20 protein-coding genes and 1 pseudogene are annotated in these 21,903 nt (G+C 50.8%); 16 read left to right on the top strand and 5 right to left on the bottom strand.

Annotated elements, in window-relative coordinates; all coding sequences use genetic code 11:
* The first annotated feature begins 55 nt into the window (after positions 1-55).
* Complete coding sequence (locus skT53_RS00455) at positions 56-340, top strand: hypothetical protein (RefSeq protein WP_200759271.1); 285 nt, start codon at positions 56-58, stop codon at positions 338-340.
* A gap of 33 nt (positions 341-373) precedes the next feature.
* Positions 374-601 (top strand): hypothetical protein, encoded by a 228-nt coding sequence (locus skT53_RS00460; protein WP_200759272.1) that lies wholly within the window; start codon positions 374-376, stop codon positions 599-601.
* A gap of 51 nt (positions 602-652) precedes the next feature.
* Here skT53_RS00460 and skT53_RS00465 read toward each other — a convergent pair.
* The 4 genes and pseudogenes from skT53_RS00465 to ppnP form a co-directional block, all read right to left on the bottom strand.
* Positions 653-1,130, bottom strand: a pseudogene (locus skT53_RS00465) (spore germination protein); the annotation flags it as partial.
* A gap of 9 nt (positions 1,131-1,139) precedes the next feature.
* Complete coding sequence (locus skT53_RS00470; RefSeq protein WP_200759273.1) at positions 1,140-2,306, bottom strand: RNA-guided endonuclease InsQ/TnpB family protein; 1,167 nt, start codon at positions 2,304-2,306, stop codon at positions 1,140-1,142.
* Complete coding sequence (locus skT53_RS00475; protein ID WP_200758894.1) at positions 2,290-2,919, bottom strand: IS607 family transposase; 630 nt, start codon at positions 2,917-2,919, stop codon at positions 2,290-2,292. The genes skT53_RS00470 and skT53_RS00475 overlap by 17 nt, the downstream gene beginning before the upstream one ends.
* A 464-nt stretch (positions 2,920-3,383) precedes the next feature.
* Positions 3,384-3,701, bottom strand: coding sequence for a pyrimidine/purine nucleoside phosphorylase (gene ppnP / locus skT53_RS00485; protein WP_200759275.1), 318 nt, complete (start codon positions 3,699-3,701; stop codon positions 3,384-3,386).
* Between the two features lie 157 nt (positions 3,702-3,858).
* On the opposite strand from ppnP, the gene skT53_RS00490 reads away from it, so the two are divergent.
* A complete protein-coding gene (locus tag skT53_RS00490) occupies positions 3,859-6,588 on the top strand; it encodes a calcium-translocating P-type ATPase, SERCA-type (RefSeq protein ID WP_200759276.1) in 2,730 nt (909 codons plus the stop codon).
* Between the two features lie 1,375 nt (positions 6,589-7,963).
* Here the strand turns inward: skT53_RS00490 and skT53_RS00495 are convergent.
* Positions 7,964-8,137: a hypothetical protein gene (locus skT53_RS00495; RefSeq protein WP_200759277.1), complete on the bottom strand. Its 174-nt coding sequence runs from the start codon at positions 8,135-8,137 to the stop codon at positions 7,964-7,966.
* An 86-nt stretch (positions 8,138-8,223) separates the two neighbouring features.
* Here skT53_RS00495 and skT53_RS00500 point away from each other — a divergent pair, with 86 nt between their 5' ends.
* The 13 genes from skT53_RS00500 to pknB all read left to right on the top strand — a co-directional run bounded on the left by skT53_RS00500 (position 8,224) and on the right by pknB (position 21,892).
* Positions 8,224-8,892 (top strand): alpha/beta fold hydrolase, encoded by a 669-nt coding sequence (locus skT53_RS00500; RefSeq protein WP_200759278.1) that lies wholly within the window; start codon positions 8,224-8,226, stop codon positions 8,890-8,892.
* 401 nt (positions 8,893-9,293) lie between these two features.
* Positions 9,294-10,175 (top strand): YicC/YloC family endoribonuclease, encoded by an 882-nt coding sequence (locus skT53_RS00505; protein ID WP_200759279.1) that lies wholly within the window; start codon positions 9,294-9,296, stop codon positions 10,173-10,175.
* A 31-nt stretch (positions 10,176-10,206) separates the two neighbouring features.
* The gene (gene remA / locus skT53_RS00510) at positions 10,207-10,473 is read left to right on the top strand and encodes an extracellular matrix/biofilm regulator RemA (protein ID WP_200759280.1); all 267 of its coding nucleotides are present in this window, start codon (positions 10,207-10,209) and stop codon (positions 10,471-10,473) included.
* Between the two features lie 10 nt (positions 10,474-10,483).
* Positions 10,484-11,119 carry a guanylate kinase gene (gene gmk / locus skT53_RS00515; protein WP_200759281.1) on the top strand — a complete coding sequence of 212 codons (636 nt, stop codon included), beginning with the start codon at positions 10,484-10,486 and terminating at the stop codon, positions 11,117-11,119.
* Positions 11,100-11,306, top strand: coding sequence for a DNA-directed RNA polymerase subunit omega (gene rpoZ, locus skT53_RS00520; RefSeq protein WP_200759282.1), 207 nt, complete (start codon positions 11,100-11,102; stop codon positions 11,304-11,306). The genes gmk and rpoZ overlap by 20 nt, the downstream gene beginning before the upstream one ends.
* Positions 11,307-11,552: 246 nt before the next feature.
* Positions 11,553-12,752, top strand: a complete 1,200-nt coding sequence (gene coaBC, locus skT53_RS00525) for a bifunctional phosphopantothenoylcysteine decarboxylase/phosphopantothenate--cysteine ligase CoaBC (RefSeq protein WP_200759283.1) — start codon at positions 11,553-11,555, stop codon at positions 12,750-12,752.
* A complete protein-coding gene (gene priA, locus skT53_RS00530) occupies positions 12,749-15,229 on the top strand; it encodes a primosomal protein N' (RefSeq protein WP_200759284.1) in 2,481 nt (826 codons plus the stop codon). The genes coaBC and priA overlap by 4 nt, the downstream gene beginning before the upstream one ends.
* A 50-nt stretch (positions 15,230-15,279) precedes the next feature.
* Positions 15,280-15,744: a peptide deformylase gene (gene def / locus skT53_RS00535; RefSeq protein ID WP_200759285.1), complete on the top strand. Its 465-nt coding sequence runs from the start codon at positions 15,280-15,282 to the stop codon at positions 15,742-15,744.
* A gap of 17 nt (positions 15,745-15,761) precedes the next feature.
* Positions 15,762-16,709 carry a methionyl-tRNA formyltransferase gene (gene fmt, locus skT53_RS00540; RefSeq protein WP_200759286.1) on the top strand — a complete coding sequence of 316 codons (948 nt, stop codon included), beginning with the start codon at positions 15,762-15,764 and terminating at the stop codon, positions 16,707-16,709.
* Positions 16,690-18,060 carry a 16S rRNA (cytosine(967)-C(5))-methyltransferase RsmB gene (gene rsmB, locus skT53_RS00545; RefSeq protein WP_226375295.1) on the top strand — a complete coding sequence of 457 codons (1,371 nt, stop codon included), beginning with the start codon at positions 16,690-16,692 and terminating at the stop codon, positions 18,058-18,060. The genes fmt and rsmB overlap by 20 nt, the downstream gene beginning before the upstream one ends.
* Before the next feature lie 12 nt (positions 18,061-18,072).
* Entirely contained in the window at positions 18,073-19,146 is a 1,074-nt protein-coding gene (gene rlmN / locus skT53_RS00550; RefSeq protein WP_226375296.1) for a dual-specificity RNA methyltransferase RlmN, read from the top strand.
* A 2-nt stretch (positions 19,147-19,148) separates the two neighbouring features.
* Positions 19,149-19,931: a Stp1/IreP family PP2C-type Ser/Thr phosphatase gene (locus tag skT53_RS00555; protein WP_226375297.1), complete on the top strand. Its 783-nt coding sequence runs from the start codon at positions 19,149-19,151 to the stop codon at positions 19,929-19,931.
* A complete protein-coding gene (gene pknB / locus skT53_RS00560; RefSeq protein WP_200759287.1) occupies positions 19,928-21,892 on the top strand; it encodes a Stk1 family PASTA domain-containing Ser/Thr kinase in 1,965 nt (654 codons plus the stop codon). The genes skT53_RS00555 and pknB overlap by 4 nt, the downstream gene beginning before the upstream one ends.
* Positions 21,893-21,903 lie beyond the last annotated feature (11 nt).

A 21,903-nucleotide genomic window follows, 5' to 3' on the forward strand; every position in this document is an offset into this window, starting at 1 on the left:
TTAAAATAAACGCGGTATCTATCCATTTTAGTATTCCGGTGAAGGGGTCGATTCTGTGAGCATTACGGAAAACGATTGGCGTGAAGAACAGCAGCGCGTGGACATGGTTACCGAAAAAATCGGCAAACGTATCGAACGGCTTGAAGAGGAAGTCGGTACGGTCAAAGTGGACGTGGTGAATATCCGCAGACATTTTTGGGACGATGTCACCGTCAATTTGAGCAACCCGGATGAAGTCACGGAGACGTATTTCAGTATGAAGCAGCAGGTAGAGGTACGCTCCGAGCGGGAACGCCGACACCGCCAATCTGCTGCGGAACTCAACAAGCTCAGCCGATAAGTCCGGTCACCGTACTTCGGCCGAATCGATTTTGTGGAGGATGGGAAAGAATCCGAGTCGATCTACCTGGGCATTGGCTCTTACCTGGATGAAGACGGCGATACGTTTCTGGTATACGACTGGCGGGCCCCGGTGTCGAGTCTGTACTACGACTATTCACCGGGTCTGGCGGCGTATCAGACTCCGGACGGTGAAATAACGGGTACGATGTTGCTAAAACGGCAGTTTGTAATCCGGGACGGCGAAAGGTGTGGAATTTGACGCCGTCATCATCTATAACGGCTCGAAAAAACAATATCACCGTGAAAACGAGCGGGGGATCGTGCAAGAGGCGATTCCTGTAATGGCAACCACCATCACCATAGGGGCAGACACGATCCCAGCTTGAACCACAGCTTGACCTATGAATAGGGCGCCGACAATGCTGACGGCAGAGCCCACCTGTTTGGGAAGTCGAATCCCCGCTTCACGAAGCGCTTCAAAGGTGATCTCCATAAACAACGCCTCGTACGAGTGCCGGAAAGGGAACCTGTTCCCGTGAAGACGCCATACTGATCAGCAGCGCTTTGGGCACCATCTCCTGATGATAGGTGAGAACCGCTACATAGAGCGAAGGAAACAGAAGAGAGATCAAAAGGAATATATACCGTAACCAACGGATAGCGGTGCCAATCCAGAATCGTTGATAGTAATCTTCACTGGATTGAAGCAAAGAATAAAGCGTCGTCGGAGCAACCAAAACAAAAGGAGTGCCGTCTACCAGAATAACGACTCGCCGTTCCTCCAAACTTACTCAAATCTACACATAGGTAGCTTTGACGTTGAATTCCTGCTTCGTTGAGGCTGCCCCTGTGTTAGCAGGTCTTACGCTCTCTCCACAGGCTGTCGCCGTGGAACTCACGGCCAATTTCATCAGATTCCTTGCAGCATTCAAGTCTCGATCATGATGGATTCCGCACTCAGGGCATGTCCACTCGCGTATCGACAGTGGCATGTCCTCTTCCTTTGTGCCACAATCTGAGCATGCCTTGCTCGATGCAAACCACCTGTCTGCGACAATCACCCGTCCGCCTCGCATCGCCGTCTTATACTCCAACTGCCTGCGAAATTCATGAAAACCCATGTCGCCAACCGCTCGCGCCAAGCGATGATTCGTCATCATACCTTTGACGTTTAGGTCCTCGATCACGATCACGCCATATTGGCTCGCCAGGTTGGTCGTCAGCTTGTGCAACTCATCATGGCGAATGTTGGCGATCCGCACGTGGAGCTTCGCTAATTTCTGTTTCGCCTTCGCTCTGTTCTTTGAACCTTTTTGCTTACGCGATAGAGAGCGGGACAGACGGCGCAACCGTTTCAAAAGAGTCTTATGCGGCTTCGCGCCTGTCACCATCGTCCCGTCCGACAAGGTGGCAAGACGATTGATTCCCAAATCCACACCGACGATGGCTTGGCTTTCGCTCATCGGCGGTACGTCTTCGGTGTCTACCGTAATACTGACAAACCACTTGCCCGCCTTACGCGAAATGGTGGCGGACATGATTTTGCCGGAAAACCTCAACGCTTCCCGCATCCGTACCCAACCAAGATTCGGGATGCGGATTCGCTTGCCACTGACCGCAAACTGATCGTTGGTCAGTGTGAAACTGTCATGGACGCCTTTCTTTTTGAATGTGGGATACTTCGCGCGACCAGAAAAAAAGTTCCTGAACGCCTGCCCCAAATGGATGATTGCCATTTGCGGGGCGTTTTTCGTCACTTCGAGCATCCACGGAAACTGATCTCTTTTAATCGAGTTCAGTTGACGGCGAAGTGACGCTTCTGTCGGCTTTTCACCTGCTTCATACTGTCGCTTCCATTCTGCCAAGCCCCAATTGAAGGCAAAGCGAGCCACACCACACGCTTTTGCAAAGTAGGTGGACTGCTTGTTATTCGGTTGAAGCGCAATCTTATGGCTTCTCAGCATCCTCAACCACCCGCTTCATCCCTTCTATGAGCTTCTGGTTCTTGCGTGAACGCGAACCGTAGAGCCGTGCAGAAAACACCGTGATAATCTCCAAAACATCCTTGGCAAGATCTTCTTCAAACGTAGTGTCTTCGCCCTGGTTGAGAATCACCACTTCCACCTCTTTCGCCTCACAAATGGCGAAGACCAGCTCCGCACCAAAACGAAGGAGGCGATCTTTGTGTGTGATGACCAGTCTGCCTACTTCGTCCTGCAAGATGGCGTGTAAGAGGCGTTTCAAACCTTTTTTGTGGTAGTTCATTCCCGATCCAAGGTCAGAAACCACTTCAAACGTCCACCCTTGCGAAGCGCAGTACATTTCAAGGACTTGTTTCTGTCGCTCCAAATCCTCTTTCTGATCGTGGCTTGATACTCTGGCATAGGCCACGGTTGTTCTGTCGCTGCGCTGAAGCCGGAACAATTCAGGCCGCAGTTTCACAAGATCGTATCGCCGATGGCCGCCGGGGGTAATTTCATCCGGTTGCAAACGGCCTTCTTTTTCCCATCGCCGGAGTGTTGTAATCGATACTCCCAACACCTTTGAAGCTTCGCCTATCGTTACTAATCTGTCCATATTGATAGTATACAGTCAGTTTTAGGCAGAATCAATGTTTACAGTTCAAACCCTTGCTTTTTCCCTGCAATGAGCATTACCGGGTTCCCGCTGGAGATCTGTTCCACACAATCGGCTAATGTTTTGATGTCTTTCCCTTTCGAAACGGATAGATTCGTTTTCAGCAACTCATTAAGGTATTGTATTTCCCTGCTGTCTCCTGCATAAGCGGTGAAAGCACACAGGAATCCATTTCCTCGCTGTTGGACAGACCTTCGATATAAATGAGAGTGGCATCTATTGTCGCTCCAATTAAAAAGGGACGAAAAACCACATCGGACCAATCTGCATAGATGGAACGGAGAACTGATATTTTGATTCAAATTAGAAACCCCGATATAACTTTACCTAAGAAAAGAGAAGTCCGAATCATCGACTTCTCCTTAAGAAAATGTTAAATATTTTTTTGATCTGTTGCAAATCTATTATTCTGCCACGTAGGAGCAACAGTAATCAAACACGCTGTGCACATTCAGTTTGAACTTCGAATTGGCCGGTACTTCAAACGAACCGGACCCGTCAAACGATCTCCACTCCGACTCTCCCGGCAACAAAATATCCACTTTTCCCGCCAATACTTCCATAATTTCTTTCTCGGCCGTACCGAACTCATATTCACCCGGCAGCATGATGCCGAGCGTTTTCTTGGTGCCATCCGCAAAAAGCACCGTCCGGCTGGTCACTTTTCCATCAAAATAAATGTTTGCCTGTTTGACTACCGACACGTTCGTAAATTGTGACATTTTCTCCGCTCCCTAAAACAGTTTCCATGATTCTTTCCCATGCTACTACAACACGGAAAAAATGTCCAAGCCTGCAAGGCTTACGGACAGGTTATTTTCACAATCGGTCAAGCATAGACATGACTAGGGACAAACGATAGAGAAGGGGTGGCACTCGGTGCAAAAGACCAACTGGCATTCACTTGGCACGGCGGAATGTTTGCAGTTGCTGGACACATCCGTGAATGGCCTGACTACAGAAGAAGCGGAGCAACGACGACTTCGGTATGGGGAAAACCGTTTGTCTGAGGGGGAAAAGGTATCCTTGCTGACCCTCTTTTTAAACCAGTTCCGGGATTTTATGGTACTGGTTTTGATGGCAGCAACACTGATTTCCGGATTGCTCGGTGAATATACGGACGCAATCACTATCATTGCGATTATCATCGTAAATGGAATTCTTGGTTTCTTTCAAGAAGTGCGGGCAGAAAAATCACTGGCCTCGCTGAAGCAGTTGGCAGCTCCCTCCGCCCATACCGTTCGGGACGGGAAAAAAGTGACATTGCCGGCAGTTGAGTTGGTGCCGGGCGACATTGTTTTTTTGGAAGGGGGAGACCGTGTTCCGGCTGACGTACGGCTGCTTCGCTGTCAGTCATTTGAGGTGGAAGAATCTTCTTTAACAGGCGAATCGGTTCCCACTGTCAAAACGATTGATCCGATCGATGATCCGCTCGCCGGATTAGGCGATCGCCGCAACATGTCGTACATGGGCACGATGGCGACGAGAGGCAAAGCAGTCGGGGTTGTAACCGCAACAGGCATGGATACGGAAATGGGCATGATCGCCGATCTGATCCATTCTGCCGAAGATACGGAGACACCACTGCAGCGTCGGCTGGAACAACTCGGCAAAGTGCTGGTCTACGTCGCGCTGTTGATTACAGCGGTCGTGGTGATAACAGGTATTCTGCACGGAAACGGCATCTATGAAATGTTTTTGGCGGGCGTTTCCCTGGCGGTTGCGGCGATTCCGGAAGGACTGCCGGCGATTGTCACCATTGCGCTCGCGCTTGGCGTGCAAAGGATGATCAAACGGAAGGCGATTGTCCGCAAATTGCCGTCTGTCGAAACGTTGGGGTGCGCCTCTGTCATTTGTTCCGATAAAACGGGCACCTTGACGCAAAACATGATGACCGTGCAGCAGGTCTGGGTGAGTGGGCAGTTTTATGATGTAACGGGAAACGGCTGGGATCCGACCGGGGGATTTCAGTTATCCGGCAAAAAAACCGACCCGCTCAAACGGCTTGACCTCCGTCGTTTCTTGGAAATCGCAGTCCTTTGCAACAATGCCGAACTGTCGCTGGAGAAACCGTCCGGCAAACAGGACAGCCGCTGGCAGGTGGCGGGAGATCCGACAGAAGGCGCATTGCTCGTAATGGCCGCGAAAGCAAATATTTCACCGGGTACGTTGGCGGAAACGGAAGTCCGGATCGATGAACTTCCGTTTGATTCGAACCGGAAGATGATGTCGATTTTGACGCAAAATCGGACAGGTGAATACCATCTGCTTGTGAAGGGGGCGCCGGATGTACTGCTTGACCGCTGCTCCCATATTTTGGTGGATAGCAAGGTGATTCCGTTAACCAGTTCGCTGAAAAAAGCGGTCACGCAGGCAAACCTGACGATGGCGGCAGGCGCTTTGCGCAATTTGGGAATTGCGTTTCGACAAGTAAACGATTTAACGGAAATGCAGTTGCCTGATCCGGAAAGACGGCTTGTGTTTGTTGGGCTTGCGGGAATGATTGACCCGCCGCGCCCGGAAGTGTATGAGGCGATAGCAACGTGTAAACGGGCTGGCATCAGAACGGTTATGATTACAGGCGATCATCAGGTTACGGCAGAGGCGATCGCCAGACAGATCGGAATTTTGCCGCCAAATGGGTTGGTGGTGAACGGCGCCCAACTGGAAGCGATGACAGATCGTGAATTATCAGAGAGAGTTCAGGACATTTACGTGTATGCGCGCGTTTCGCCGGAACATAAACTGCGAATTGTCAAAGCCCTGCAGAAAAACGGACACGTGGTGGCCATGACGGGGGACGGTGTGAACGATGCTCCCGCCATCAAGGCGGCCGATATCGGCATCTCCATGGGGCGCACCGGAACGGATGTGGCAAAAGAGGCGTCTGCGTTGATCTTGTCAGACGATAATTTTGCCACGATTGTGGCGGCCATTGAAGAAGGACGCAGCATATACGATAATATTCGCAAATTTATCCGCTACCTGTTGGCCTCCAATGTGGGCGAAATTTTGGTGATGTTTTTTGCGATGTTGGCAGGGCTGCCGCTGCCGCTGCTGCCGATCCAGATTTTGTGGGTGAATCTGGTGACAGACGGCTTGCCTGCCATTGCGCTCGGCATCGATCCGGCTGAGAAGAACATCATGGATAAGCGTCCGCGAAACATTAAGGAAAGCATATTTGCAAGCGGATTGGGTTGGAAAATTTTGACTCGCGGAACACTGATCGGGATCGTGACGTTGGCTGTTTTCTGGTTTACGTACGCCAGCCAGCCGGATCAGTTGGTGAGGGCGCAAACAATGGCGTTTGCCACGCTGGTGATGGCACAGCTCATTCAGGTGTTTGACTGCCGGAGCGTAGAGGGAGGCATTTTCTCCCGCAATATCATGGAAAATCCCTGGTTGATTGGAGCCGTGGGGCTATCTACAATGCTTTTGCTCGCGGTCATTTATATTGAACCGCTGCAGCCGATTTTTAAAACGGTTCCCTTACATGTAATAGATTGGATTATCGTACTCGTAGCGGCTGGTATTCCGACTTTCTCGCTGGCGGCCAGACGCACGGCCAACCGATTGACAAAACGGTCGAGGGTTTCATTCAATCGATAGACGCATGCACCCCCTGCAGATAGCTACAGGGGGCGTTTTTGCGTACATTCCACTTCTGGCGTTTATGTTTTTCTCACTTACGAGACAGGAGCCGTTTCATAGAGGGATTTGTCCCGCGTAACGTAAATCGTAACACTTCATGCACCTGACAAACAATGAACGAAAGGAGGTAAACTGTTTGGTCACGCCTGAGTATTGCAGGCAATTTATTAACCGGCCTGTTGCCATACGTCTTAAAGACGGCGCTATTCATAGTGGAATTTTACATTTCGTCACTTCCGATGGGATTTATTTGTCCCCAATGAACGGCGCACGATTAGCAAGCACCCCTAAACACAGATACAAGCCACTCTAATGTTGAGTTATTACGGCAACTGCCTCAATGCGAATTACATGCGCAAGAAGTATTTTGGTAGCCCTTTTGGTTTTTCCCGTTTTTTGCCCTTGCAACTTTATGGCCACTTGCATTCTGGTGGTAGAAACAATGAATCGAAGCAGGTGTTGTAATATAAAAATGGCTCAAAGGTTTCCCGGTAAAATCTAGCTGATTTTTGGTTCTAGTGCCAATAGGGGTGTGGATATGGCAGATATGGATGATGGTATGGATAGTGCATATAAGGGTGATACGGATAATGGTGAACATATGGATAGGGGGCGTACGGAAATGGTCGAGGAGCAACTCCTGCTGGCATAGGTAGAGCTCCCATCGGATAAACCTGTTGTCGGTCGCTCTTTTCACTGCCATCCGTCTTTCCGGTTAAACGTTCTTCTTCTGTCATTCGTGAATCACCCTTTCTGGATAATCACCTGATTAACAGGCACATTGCAAACTATGCTTACATCCGTAGGAGGGCGCTTGTCACCATAAAAATGTGCGTATGTACTGGTGTTGAACATTCCTATGGACATTATATAGAGCATACCGACTATGTTAAGAGAAAGGTGCCGCCTCTTCTCGCCAGTACGTTCCTGACCGCAAGGAGTAATAGTCGGATCGCGGCGGCGATCCCCGTGCCGAAGAAACGGGATACATACCAGATTGCATGCGATACGTCCAACGGGCCGTAAATAGCTCGAGGAAACAAGAATTGTGCGGCAGACCCTACAAGACTGTGTAGGAGCGGGGGGAAGAATGATGGACAGATTTTTTTGCATAAAAAACCACCGTCGGGTGGTTTAAGCGGCCTATCCCATTATCCCAGTGTGAATACGTTACCTATGCTGAACAAGCTCAATACAAATTTATGTACAGGGAGTTTTTGACAATGCTTCGTGCCGGGACCTTTTGTATGCCTCCACTTCTCCACAATTATACAAACTTTTCCACAGAAAATTGTGGAAACTTACAATTTTCGACAGAGTTCTACATTTGTTATCAGCGAACACTGGCCGTGGCTGCTTGGTCGCCCACGACATAATCTGTTAGCAAAAGAAACGTAAACGCCATTAAGATTTCCGGAATGATTTTCGCGTTTACCAATGTATCCAGCAGAAGGCGGAGACGCCGTTCCTGGTAAACAGACAGTCCATGAAGATAAAATTTTAGCATGTTTATCGGTACTAAGAGCTCCTGCGGCTGCTCATACTTACAAGGTGAGTTTTATCCATCACCTTGGGAAGGAGCCGGACGTTGTTATGATCGAGGAACGTTTTCTTTGGGATGTCGGCAAACAATGTCGTCCTGATCCTGGTACAGAGCTTTTTTATCGTTCATGCATCCCATTAAGACCACGGCTCATTCTGATAATGGTTCACGGAGCAGGTCAGCATTCCGGGCAGTTTTTTGACTCGGGGATGTATTGCTTACAGCATGGGATCGCTTTCTACGCACTCGACCTTCGAGGATTTGGTAAGTCTTCGGGAAAGCGCGGATATGTGCGTTCGTTTTTGGAATATCTAAATGATCTGGATCAGTTTATCGAACACATAAGAAGGAACCATCCTGCAGATCCGGTTTTTTTTGCTGGGGCACAGTCTTGGGGGGACAATCGTTATACGTTATGGCCAAGAACGCCAACACTGTATACAGGGAGCGATTTTGTCAGCACCGGCTTTAAAGTTGCGTTTACGTATTCCAAATTCACTCAATCATGCAGCTCATTTCCTGTCTTGGGTAACACCTTCGACTTATACAAGTGGAGTCCTATTGTTGCAACGATTCCCCGTTTTAAATCCATCTTTAACGGTAATCTATCCCCAAAACCGGATCCGTTATCCACACATGAATATTCCGTTTGCTGGTACACTGAACTGATTGTTAACGGTCATCAGAAGATAAAAAATATCTTCCGATTCCTGGTGTGAAGCATCAACTCCTGCAAGAAAACAATAAGGGGCTTGTTTATGAACAGATCTTGAATTGGTTAAACGAACGTATATAGATGGAAACCGCCAGTCCAAAGGGAATTGGCGGTTTGCAAAAAAAAGAGCCCACAACAGCTAGTGGATACTTTCAATTGAACGGCAAGAACCGATCCCGGCGACGGGGGTAATATCTCGTTGCTAATAAATTCAATAAAAAAGCCTGTAGGCCTGCTCCTTGCGGAACTTTGTCTACAGGCTGGAATCCTCTCTTTGAGAGGGTTCTTTTTATTTGAAAAAGAGATTGCCCCGTTTATTGAGATAATTCAAGAAAATTGGAGAAAAACTTGTCTAAAAGCATCGATTTGGAGTAAAATAGTAAGCACGGAAAGAAGGGGTATTCATTGATTAAAAGCATGACCGGCTATGGTCGCGGCGAATCGATACAGCAAGAGTATCGGATAACAGCTGAAATAAAAGCGGTCAACCACCGGTATGCAGAAATCAATATTCGCATGCCGAGAGATCTTTCTCTTTTTGAAGAATCGGTCAAAAAGTTAATTTCCGAACAAATCCGCCGCGGTCGGGTTGAGACGTACATAACGTTTGAACGATTGTCCGGGGGGGTGCCGGAGGTTTCGGTCAACTTGCCATTGGCACGGGAAATCAAGTCGGCTGCCGATAGATTGGCGGCGGAACTGTCGATTGAGTCGGATTTGTCGATTTCGCAGCTGCTTCAGTTTGACGGTGTAGTCGAAATGAAAGAACGCGAAGCCAACGAACAGCTTGCACAGCAGGTGTTGGTTGCCGCTGTGGCGGAAGCGGTTCGCAACCTGACCGCTATGAGGCAACGGGAGGGGGAGCAGCTGTCGGCCGATTTTTTGCAACGGCTTGACAAACTGGCTGAGCTGGTCAAGAGGTTGACGGAAAGAAGCCCGCTTGTCGTGGCGGATTATCGGGATCGCCTGGAGAAAAGACTGCAGGAATGGATTTCCGGACAGGTGGGGTTGGACGAATCGCGATTGGCTACAGAAGTGACCCTATTTGCAGAGCGTGTCAGCATTGAGGAAGAACTGGTCCGTCTAAAAAGTCACATTGGGCAGTTCCAGATGGCGCTTCAATCGGATGAACCGGTCGGACGCAAACTCGATTTTCTGGTTCAGGAAATGAACCGGGAGATCAATACGGTCGGTTCCAAAGCAAATGATCTGCAGATTTCTCAATATGTAGTGGAAGCCAAAAGCATTCTGGAACAGATTCGGGAACAGGTGCAAAATGTGGAATAAACCGTGAATTTACCATGTGGGAGGAGTTCCTTTGAGCATTAAGCTGATTAATATCGGATTTGGCAATATCGTGTCGGCAAATCGCATTATATCGATCGTTTCCCCAGAGTCGGCGCCTATCAAACGAATTATCCAGGAAGCGCGTGAACGAGGTATGCTGATTGACGCTACATACGGCAGACGGACGCGAGCCGTGATTATTACGGACAGCGATCATGTGATTTTGTCAGCTGTACAGCCGGAGACGGTAGCCCACCGGCTGGTGGCCAAAGACAGTCAGCAAGACGATGAAGAATAGAGGGAGCTCTATGATACAGAAAGGGCTGCTTGTTGTATTGTCCGGTCCGTCCGGGGCGGGGAAAGGGACGGTGTGCAAAGCGCTTTTGCCTACCATGTCAAGCCTTGGATATTCTGTTTCCTGCACGACCCGGCAACCGCGGGAGGGAGAGCAGGAGGGCGTCAATTATTTTTTTAAATCGAGAGAGCAATTTGAAGAGATGATTCAACAGGATGAACTCCTGGAGTGGGCTGAGGTTTACGGCAATTATTACGGAACTCCGCTTCGTTATGTGGAAGAACAGTTGGCGGCAGGTTATAACGTCCTGCTGGAAATTGATATTCAGGGTGCCTTGCAGGTCAAGAAAAAATATCCGAACGGGGTGTTTATTTTCCTGATCCCGCCATCATTGCAGGAACTGAAGCAACGCATTCTCGGACGGGGCACGGAAACGGAAGAATCGTTTAAAGTCCGCTTCGGATCGGCTGCGGACGAAATGAAACATATCAATGATTATGATTATGTGGTGGTAAACGACCAGGTCGACGACGCGGTGGACCGCGTACGATCGATTGTGATCGCGGAGTTATGTTCCGTAAAAAGGAACCGGGAATATTACAACAATTTGATTCAGGAGGGACAAACAGATGCTGTATCCTTCAATTGACGAACTGATGGACAAAGCGGACAGCAAGTATTTCTTGGTAGTGGCGGCAGCCAAACGGGCGCGCCGACTGCTGACTGGCGCTGAGCCCTTGGTGCATGTGCCGACAAATAAAGAAGTGACAATTGCCTTGAATGAAATTTACCAGGAAAAAGTCCGGTTTGTTCGTACGAAAGACGGGATGAAGTAACGGAAACAACCTGTATGGGTTGTTGTCTTCCTCAATGGACGATGCTTCTACCAGAGGTGCTTCGAATAGAAGCCTTTTTTATTTTAGGGTCTCGCCTTGGCGGTATAGCCGCCAGGTCTCGCTAAGCACCCAAAGGGCACAAGTCGTGCTTTGGCACCATAGGTGCCAAGTCACGCTAAGCACCCAAAGGGCACAAGTCGTGCTTTGGCACCATAGGTGCCAAGTCACGCTAAGGAGTGGAGATGGATGAAGGGGAAAACGATTCTAGTTGGAGTATCCGGCGGTATAGCCGCTTTTAAGGCGGCCAGTCTGTGTTCCGCTCTGGTCAAGGAGGGGGCGGATGTCCATGTGATCCTGACCGAATCGGCAACCAAATTCATTACGCCGCTGACCTTTCAGAGCCTTGTCAAAACACCGGTCATTACGGATATATTCACAGAACCCAATCCGGCCGAAATCAGCCATATTGCGCTGGCAGACAAGGCCGATCTGGTCGTTGTGGCACCTGCTACAGCGAACATTATCGGAAAAGCGGCGCATGGGTTGGCGGACGACATGCTGTCTACCACTCTTCTGGCAACTCGGGCACCCGTTTTGTTCGCTCCCGCGATGAATGTGAACATGTACAACAACCCGATCGTACAGGAAAATTTGACAAAACTGAGGGAGCGGGGCTACCTGTTGGCCGAACCGGGCGAGGGGCTGCTTGCTTGCGGCTATACCGGGAAAGGGCGGCTGCCGGAACCGGAGGAACTGGTAGAAATCATTCGCGCCTTCTGGCAGCAGCAGGATATGAAAGGAATCCGTATCCTTGTGACAGCCGGTGGGACAAGGGAACGAATCGACCCCGTTCGCTATTTGACCAACGATTCGAGCGGAAAAATGGGCTATCAGCTGGCGGCAGAGGCAGTCCGCCGAGGGGCGGAAGTGACGCTTGTGTCGGCGGCCGTCGGATTAACCCCGCCACCGAAAGTAAGGCTGATCCGGGTGGAGTCGGCAATCGATATGTATGAAGCGGTGCTTGCCGAGCTGCCGGGCATTGAGGTTGTGATTAAAGCAGCCGCTGTCGCCGATTACCGGCCTGTTGTACAAGCAGATGAAAAGATCAAGAAAACGGAAGATAAGATGCATATTGAACTGGTGCGCAATCCGGACATACTGGCGGAAATCGGCAGGCGAAAAACGGAGCGCCAGGTGATCGTCGGTTTTGCTGCGGAGACGAATCATACGGAAGCGAACGCTTTGGAAAAACTTCATAAAAAGAACGCCGATCTGATTGTGGCGAACGATGTGACGCAGGAAGGCGCCGGATTTTCGGTCGACACCAACATTGTGTCGCTGGTTCGCCGCGACCGTCCTGTCCGCCAACTTCCCATAATGAGCAAACAGAGCGTGGCCAACGCCGTTTTGGATGAAATTTTATCGATTCGGCGGGAACGTCTATGAATCCAAAGTTTGCGGAAGTGGTTGTCGATGTCCATGCGAGAGATGTTGACCGCCCGTTTGATTACCGGATTCCACCAGAGTTGGCAGCTCGGGTGGGGGTTGGTACCCGTTTGATCGTTCCATTTGGAAACCGCCGGGTGGAAGGATATGTGGTCGGATTGTCCGACGAAGCGGATGTGGAAGCGGAGAAACTGAAGGAGATCCTTGATGTGCTCGATGAACAGCCGCCTCTGACAGAAGAACTGGTGCAGTTGTCCGAGTGGATGTCTCACCAGTATCTTTCTGGCAAGGCGGCCGCAGTTCAAGCGCTTTTACCGGCAGGCATGCGGGCGAAAACAGCCGTTCGGCTGCGCCTGGCAGATAAGCGGGGGCCGGAGGCGGCACAGAGCGGAGGGAACGAGAAAAGTCGATTTTTCGAAAAGAAGCAGGAATTGCTGCGGCTGCTTTCGGGAAATTCGCCTGTATATAAGGAACAGCTTCTGAAAGAGCGGCCGGATCTAAAAACAGTTGTCCAACGCTTGATTCAGGATGGCAGAGTGATTGAATCACACGAAATCACACAAGCGGTGCAAACCCGTTATGTGACAGTGGCAGACTGTCCGCTGTCCGAAAACGATTTTGTACAGGCAATCGAACAAATTCCGGCCCGCGCATTCAAACAAAAGGAAGTATTGCAGTGGATCCGGCAGAATGGGCCCACCGCCGTCCGGGATGTGCTGCGGGCGACGCAAACCACTTATGCAGTGATTCGCGCTCTTTCGAACAAAGGATGGATCCGTCTGGAGCAGGTGGAAGAGCGGAGAGACCCGTATGCCGACCGTTTTTCCAGCGAACTGGAAAAACCGCTTGTTTTGACGGAGGAACAGACGAACGCATTCGATTCCATCGTCGAATCGATGCGATCGGGAAAGGCCTGCCAAATCCTGTTGCAGGGAGTTACAGGAAGCGGCAAGACTGAAATCTACCTACAGTCGATCGCCGCTTGCACCAAGCAGGGAAAGCAGGCCATTGTGCTGGTTCCTGAAATCGCTCTGACACCGCAGATGGTAGAACGGTTCAAACTTCGTTTTGGGGACGCGGTGGCGGTGCTGCACAGCGGTTTGTCGCAAGGGGAGCGGTATGATGAATGGAAACGGATTCGGCGCGGCGAAGTGTCGATTGCAGTAGGCGCCAGATCTGCCGTCTTTGCCCCGTTCGAACAAATCGGTTTGATTGTGATTGACGAAGAGCATGAATTGTCATACAAACAGGAGGACCAGCCGAAATACCACGCGCGTGAAGTGGCGTGGCAGCGGGCGCTCCATCACAGTGCCACGCTTTTGCTTGGTTCTGCCACACCGTCGCTGGAATCCCGCTATGCGGCTGATAGGGGAGAAGCACGCCATATCGTCCTTGCCAGCCGGTTTAACAAGAATGCGCTGCCGCAGGTGCAAATTATCGATATGCGCGAGGAATTGAAGGCGGCCAACCGCTCCATGTTTTCACGCGAGTTGCAGCGTTTGATTTATGACCGGTTGCAGAAGAAAGAACAAACCATTCTGTTTCTCAACCGGCGGGGGCATTCGACGTTTATCCTCTGCCGCAGTTGCGGCTATGTGGCCCGCTGTCCGAATTGCGACATATCGTTGACCTATCACGAATCGGGCCAGTTCGAAATGCTGCGTTGTCATTACTGCGGCCATTCCGAATCGAGCGTTACGTTGTGTCCCTCCTGTTCCAGTCCGCATATTCGAAACTTTGGCACCGGTACGCAACGAGTCGAACAGGAACTGAATAAGCTGTTTCCAAACGCGCGTGTGATTCGAATGGATGTGGATACCACAGGTAAAAAGGGCAGCCATGAGCAGCTTTTGCAAAAGTTTCGGGAGGGTCAGGCAGATATCCTGTTGGGCACGCAGATGATTGCGAAAGGACTCGATTTTCCGAGGGTTTCCCTGGTGGGGGCGGTGAGTGCGGACACCTCGCTGCATCTGCCCGATTTTCGCTCGGCGGAACGGACGTTTCAACTGCTCACGCAGGTGGCGGGGCGGGCCGGACGCCATGATACAGAAGGCAGAGTGCTGATTCAGACCTACCAGCCGGAACATTATGCGATTCAAAGTGCGGCGAAGCAAGATTACGAGGATTTCTACCGCCAGGAGATCAAAATCCGCCAGATGTTGGGAAATCCCCCGCTTTGCAAACAGATCGTGTTTACGGCGCAGCATGAGAAAAAAGAAACGGCGGAGCGATGGATCCGCAATCTGGAAAAGGAGCTTTGCGGTTCGCTGCGGTCGCCGCATGCGGATGTGTTGCCTGCCTGTCCGGCACCGTTATCCAAATTGCAAGGGAAATACCGATATCATTTGACGCTCAAATGCAGCGATTATTCAAAAGTGCAGCCGGTGCTTTCCGCCATCTATCCGGTTTATGCAAAACGGATGAAGGAGGAAGCCGGACTTCTTACGGTGGATGTAAACGCACAGATCATTTTATGACAGGTGCGAGAGATACTTTATATTTTTAAAAAAGCAGGGAGGGTATTGGAATGGCGATTCGCATAATCCGTCAGGAAGGCGATCCGGTTTTGCGCGAAGTGGCTAAGCCTGTGCGGGAGATTACAAAAAACATTTTAAAATTGCTTGATGATATGGCGGAGACGATGTACGATGCGGAAGGGGTCGGACTGGCTGCGCCGCAGGTCGGAATTTCCAAGCGGGTAATCGTAATGGACGTAGGCGAAGGACTGATTGAACTGATCAATCCGGTTATTGTACTGAAAGAGGGCGAACAGACAGGGCCGGAAGGGTGTCTCTCGATCCCCGGTTTGACTGCCGAAGTGACAAGAGCAAACCGGGTAGTAGCGAAAGGGTTGAACCGTCACGGGGAAGAAATCACGATCGAAGGGCAGGAGCTGTTAGCCCGCTGCATTCAGCATGAGATTGACCATTTGGACGGTATTCTATTCATTGATTATGTCAATCCGTTAAATCGTTTAAAAAGCAAAAAATGATCGGAGGGACGGACCCGATGCGCATATTGTTTATGGGAACACCCGATTTTGCCGTTGCCAGCCTGGAAGCGCTTGTGACAAACGGGTATCAGGTGGTCGGTGTGGTGACGCAGCCGGATCGTCCGAAAGGAAGAGGCAGGCAGTTGATGCCGCCGCCCGTTAAGGAGATTGCACAGAAATACGAATTACCCGTTTTCCAACCGGAAAAAGTCCGCCAGGAAGAGGCGCTGGCCCAATTGGAAGAACTGCAGCCTGATTTGTTGGTCACAGCCGCTTACGGCCAATTATTGCCACAGCGGCTGCTGGACATGCCAAAATTCGGCAGCATCAATGTACATGCCTCCCTGTTGCCGAAACATCGCGGCGGCGCTCCCATACATCGGGCGATTATAAATGGCGACAAACAGTCAGGTGTTACGATTATGCGAATGGTGCAGGCGCTTGACGCGGGGGCGATGTTATCGCAAGTCGCAATACCGATTGATGAACGGGACACGGTCGGCAGCCTGCATGACAAACTGGCATGCGCAGGCGCAAAGCTGCTGCTCGAAACAATTCCTAAAATCGCGGACGGTTCGATCACCGAAACGGAGCAGGATGAATCGCTTGTCACATATTCTCCCAACATTTCACGCGACGACGAACGGATCGATTGGACAAAATCGGCCCGTGCCATCTACAACCAGGTGCGCGGACTGAATCCATGGCCGGTTTCCTTTACGACATCCAACGGGAAAATCGTCAAAATCTGGTGGGTGGATCTGGTGGACGAAACGACCGTATCCGGCAAACAGCCGGGAACGGTGCTGCGGACATCGAAAGATTCGATCGAGGTGCAGACGGGCAAAGGAATTGTCGCTATTCGTGAATTGCAGCCGGAAGGAAAACGAAAAATGAAAGCAGAGGAATTGCTGCGAGGACAAACGATAGAGGCAGGTTATCAATTTGGCGACGCGAACGAATAACCGCAGGCAAAACAAAACAGCCAGAGATTTGGCGCTTGACGTTCTTCTTTCGGTGGAGGAGCAGGCGGCATACAGCAATCTGGCGCTGCAATCGGCACTGGCGAACCATCGTCTGGATCCGAAAGACGCCTCGCTGGTGACGGAAATCGTATATGGCACGATTCAGCGCTTAAATACGCTCGATTACCGACTGCATTTTTTTTTGAAGCAACCGTTGGCAAAATTGGACGGCTGGGTGCGCAACCTGTTGCGAATGAGCGTGTATCAGATCGACTACCTGGATCGGGTGCCCGATTTTGCCGTCATTCATGAGGCGGTCGAAATCGCCAAGCGACGCAATTCGCGGCTGGCCGGATTCGTGAATGCCGTACTGCGCAATCTTCTGCGGGCAGGCGCAGCAAAATTTCCTTCTGCCGAGAAAGAACCGACTCGTCACCTCTCCCTCTTGTACTCGCACCCTGAATGGCTGTTGGCCGAATGGGTGGAACAGTACGGCTTTGAGGAAACCACGCGGATTCTGGAAGCGAACAACGGCCGACCTCACTTGTCGCTGCGTGCCAACCGCATGCGCGGCGATCGGGAAGCGCTGCAAACCGCCCTGCAAAAGCGGGGGATTGAATCGGCGCTTTCGGAAGTGTCGCCCGATGGAATTGTGCTGAAAACAGGAGTGGACATCGCCCATCTGCCCGAGTTTCAAGCGGGGCTATGCACCGTGCAGGATGAAAGCTCGATGCTCGTCGCGCTTAGCGTCAATCCGCAGCCGGGTATGCGGATCCTGGACGCCTGTTCGGCGCCGGGCGGGAAAACCACCCACCTGGCAGAATGCATGAATGATGACGGAGAAGTGGTTGCGGTCGACATTCACGAGCATAAAACAAAGCTGGTCCAACATGCGGCGGAACGGCTCGGCTTGCGGTCGATCCGGACGGAAGTCGGCGATGCGGCAGAGTTGTCAGCCAAATGGGCGCAGCAGTTTGATGCGGTCCTGTTGGACGCCCCTTGTTCCGGCTTTGGCGTGATTCGGCGCAAGCCGGACATTAAATGGCGGAAAACCATGTCGGACGTAGATGCGATACATACCACGCAGTTGTCACTTCTGCGCCATGCGGCGGATGCGGTGAAACCGGGGGGCGTGTTGGTTTATTCAACATGTACGATTGAACGGAAGGAAAATCAGCAGATCGTACGAACTCTTTTAGAAGAACGATCCGATTTTTCAATTGAACCGCTCGATCGATATCTGCCGGAAGCGGTTGTACAAAAAGCCGGTCAGCCGGACGGGTGGTTGCAACTGCTGCCGCACCATTTCGGTACAGACGGATTTTTCATATGCAGAATGAGAAAAATGTAGGAAGCAAAGGGGGTGTCGATCATCGAATCACTCATTACGGTAACCGAAACAAAAACAGAACTGTATGGCATGACGTTGGACGAGATGGAGCAGTTTGTGGTCGAACTTTCGCAGCCGAAGTTTCGCGCCAAACAGATTTTTGATTGGTTGTACAAAAAAAGGGTCGCTTCGATTGACGAAATGAGCAATCTGCCGGCTGCATTCCGTGAACAGCTGAAACAACGGGCGGTGCTGGCGAGCGCGCATGAATTGATGAGGCAAACCTCAAAAGACGGAACGGTCAAAATTCTGCTTGAACTGCATGACGGAAGCACGGTGGAAACGGTATTGATGCGCCATGACTATGGCAACTCTGTCTGCGTGTCTACGCAGGTAGGGTGCCGCATGGGCTGCACATTCTGTGCCTCCACATTGGGCGGACTGGTACGCAATCTTTCGGCAGGGGAAATTGTGGAACAGCTGCTTTTTTATCAACGGATGCTGGATCAGGAGGGGGAGCGGGTTTCCTCCGTTGTCTTGATGGGCTCCGGCGAACCGATGGAAAATTACGATGCGGCAATGAAATTTATCGATATTATCACATCGCCCGAATCAGTCAATATTGGCAGCCGACACATCACCGTTTCCACAAGCGGACTGGTGCCCGCCATACGGCGTTTGGCGGATGAAAAACGGCAAATCACGCTGGCTATTTCCCTCCATTCCCCTTTTGACGAGCTGCGGACTTCGATGATGCCAGTCAACCGGGCCTGGAACCTGGAAAAATTAATGGAAGCGTGCCGATATTACTGGCAGCAGACAGGCAGACGGCTGTCTTTCGAATATGCATTGATCGGCGGCGTCAATGATGATTTGCGGCATGCCAAGGCTTTGGCCGAATTGCTGCAGGATTTGCCTTGCCATGTAAACTTGATTCCGGTCAACTATGTGCCGGAACGAAATTACCAGCGAACTTCGAAAGAGCAGATTCGGGCTTTTCAAGCCGAGTTGAAACGACTGGGTGTCAATGCGACGGTCAGACGTGAGATGGGTCATGACATTTCGGCTGCATGCGGCCAACTGCGGGCGGAGCAGGGGAGAACCTAGGGGTGAAGAAAGAGATGGAGTATGCGGCAAAAAGCCATATCGGATTGGTTCGACAGATAAACGAGGATGAATTCGCGCTGTTCACCGATCTTCGACCTTATCGGGTAGTTGTCATAGCAGACGGAATGGGGGGCCACTCAGCGGGTGAAGTGGCTTCCTCTATTGCGGTTGAGGTGGCAGGCAAACAGCTGGTGGCCTATTTGGACGGCAAATCGGAAGCAGAAGTCGAACCGGAATTGAACGATTATGTAGTGGAATCCATTCTGCGGGCAAATGAGGAAATTTACAAAAGAGGGAACAGCAGCAGCGGCTATACCGGAATGGGGACAACCATCGTGGCCGGTATCGTCAGTCCACGCTCGATTACACTGGGGAATATTGGAGACAGTCGCGGGTATTTGATCAGCGGCAAAGAAATCCGCCAACTGACAGATGATCATTCACTGGTCAATGAATTGAAAAAAAGCGGACAGCTGACAGATGAGGAAGCGGAAACCCACCCAAGGAAAAACATTTTGACGCGCGCATTGGGTACCGACCCGAACGTGCAAGTAGACCTGATCGTGACCGCTTGGCAGGCGGGAGATATTTTGCTGCTTTGTACAGACGGTTTGACCAACCATGTCAGCGATCAGGAAATAGCCCGTGTACTGAGTCAGAGGAAAAGCTTGCAGGCACGGATTGATCGGCTGATTGAGCGGGCTCTGGAGGAAGGCGGTAGTGATAATATTACCGTTGTGGCTCTGCAAAATACGGGAATCGCGGAAGGAGGTGAAACAAAATGATCGGGAAAAAATTGGCCAAACGGTATGAGATACTGGAACGGATTGGCGGAGGCGGAACGGCCATTGTGTATCGGGCCTTGGATACCATTCTGAACCGTTATGTATCGGTCAAAATTTTACGCTCGCAGTTTGTCTCAGATGAGGAATTTGTCAGACGGTTCCGCCGGGAGGCTCAATCGGCCGCCAGTTTGTCACATCCGAACGTCGTCAATATATACGATGTTGGGGTCGAAGAGGAAACCTATTTTATTGTAATGGAGTACATCAACGGGAAAACATTGAAAGAAATTATTCAGGAACGGGCGCCGCTGCCGATCGCAGAGGCGGTCGACATCGCCAAACAGATCTGTTCCGCCCTGCAGCATGCGCATGACCATCAAATTGTGCACAGGGACATCAAACCGCACAATATTATGATCGGCAAAGATGGACATGTGAAAGTTACAGATTTTGGAATTGCGCGGGCGATCACGTCCAACACAATTACGCATAACGGCTCTGTACTGGGATCGGTCCATTATTTTTCGCCAGAACAGGCGAGAGGCGCTATTATCGATCTAAAATCGGACATCTATTCGCTGGGTGTAGTTTTATATGAAATGGTTACGGGCGAACTGCCTTTTTCCGGCGAAACGCCCATATCGGTCGCGCTGAAACATCTGCAGGAACATTTTATTGAACCGCGGCAGCTCAATCCGAAAATTCCGCAAAGCGTTGAAAATATTATACTAAAAGCATTGGCCAAGGATCCGGATATCCGTTACCAATCCGCGAGAGAAATGTACCGCGATCTGGAGCAGTCGCTGCAACAACCGAACGTTGGAAAGTTTATTGTGCCGGACGTTACGGCTTACACGCAGCCCACCATCCAACTGCCGGCGGCTGCTTTACAGGAACGCTCGCCCAACAGCCCGCCTAACAAAGAGGACCTGTTTGCCAAGCAGGAGGAGGCAAAACCGGTCGGATGGCGAAAATGGCTGCGGGTCCTGGGAATCGCGATTGGAGTATTGGTGCTTGGCGGCGTTGCCACGACTGCCGGCTATATGCTGATGACGAAAGTGCTGGCAGGACAGGAAGTGACGATGCCGAAAGTGGTGGGCATGACCCGCGAACAGGCAATTGATGAATTGAAGAAGTTCGGCTTTAAGGAATCCAACATTCAATTTCAGGAGTTAAAAGATCCTGGTGATGTCAACCGGCCGCCTTTTGAAGCGGGTAAAGTGTTCGCACAAGATCCGGAATCGAACAAACAGGTAAAAAATACCAGAACGGTGACACTCAAAATCAGTACGGGTGCGGATACGATTTTGATGCCGAACGTTACGAACAGGAAAGTAGAAGAGGCTAAAAATGAACTTGCGGCTCTCCACTGGGATGTGAATTCGGTAAAGATTATTGAGGAAGCCCGCAAAGATGTGGACAAAGGAATCGTATTTGCCCAAAATCCGCCAGCGCAGGTAGTCCTGATTCCGGGCAAGACGCAGATCGAATTGCATGTATCAACGGGACCTGCCCAAAAACCGGTTCCCGATCTGACGAATCTGACATTGCCGGATGCGTTAAATAAGCTGCAAGAAGCCGGATTTTTATCGGGTGATGTACAGCAGGAATACAGCTTTACGGTGGCGAAAGACCGCATTACGAAACAGGGGCCCGCGAAGCCTGGCGACCAGCTGCAGGAAGGATCGAAAATCGATTTGTGGATTTCACGCGGACTTCCGCCCGAAACGCAGGTCCGTTCCTACGAGGTTACAGCCCGTCCGGATAACGGGCAGCCGGTTCAAATCACGATTAAACGGATTGACGCACGGGGAAATCAGACGATCGTCAACAACGAGCAAGTTACCGGGACCAAAAAGTACCAAGTGGAACTGTATGTGACACCGTCTGTTACAGGTGAGATCGACGTATACGAAAACGGCAATCTGAAGGATAAAAAAGTAATTCCGTACATGAATTGACGGGAGGATTG

It is taken from the genome of Effusibacillus dendaii (assembly GCF_015097055.1).
Lineage (GTDB): Bacteria > Bacillota > Bacilli > Tumebacillales > Effusibacillaceae > Effusibacillus > Effusibacillus dendaii.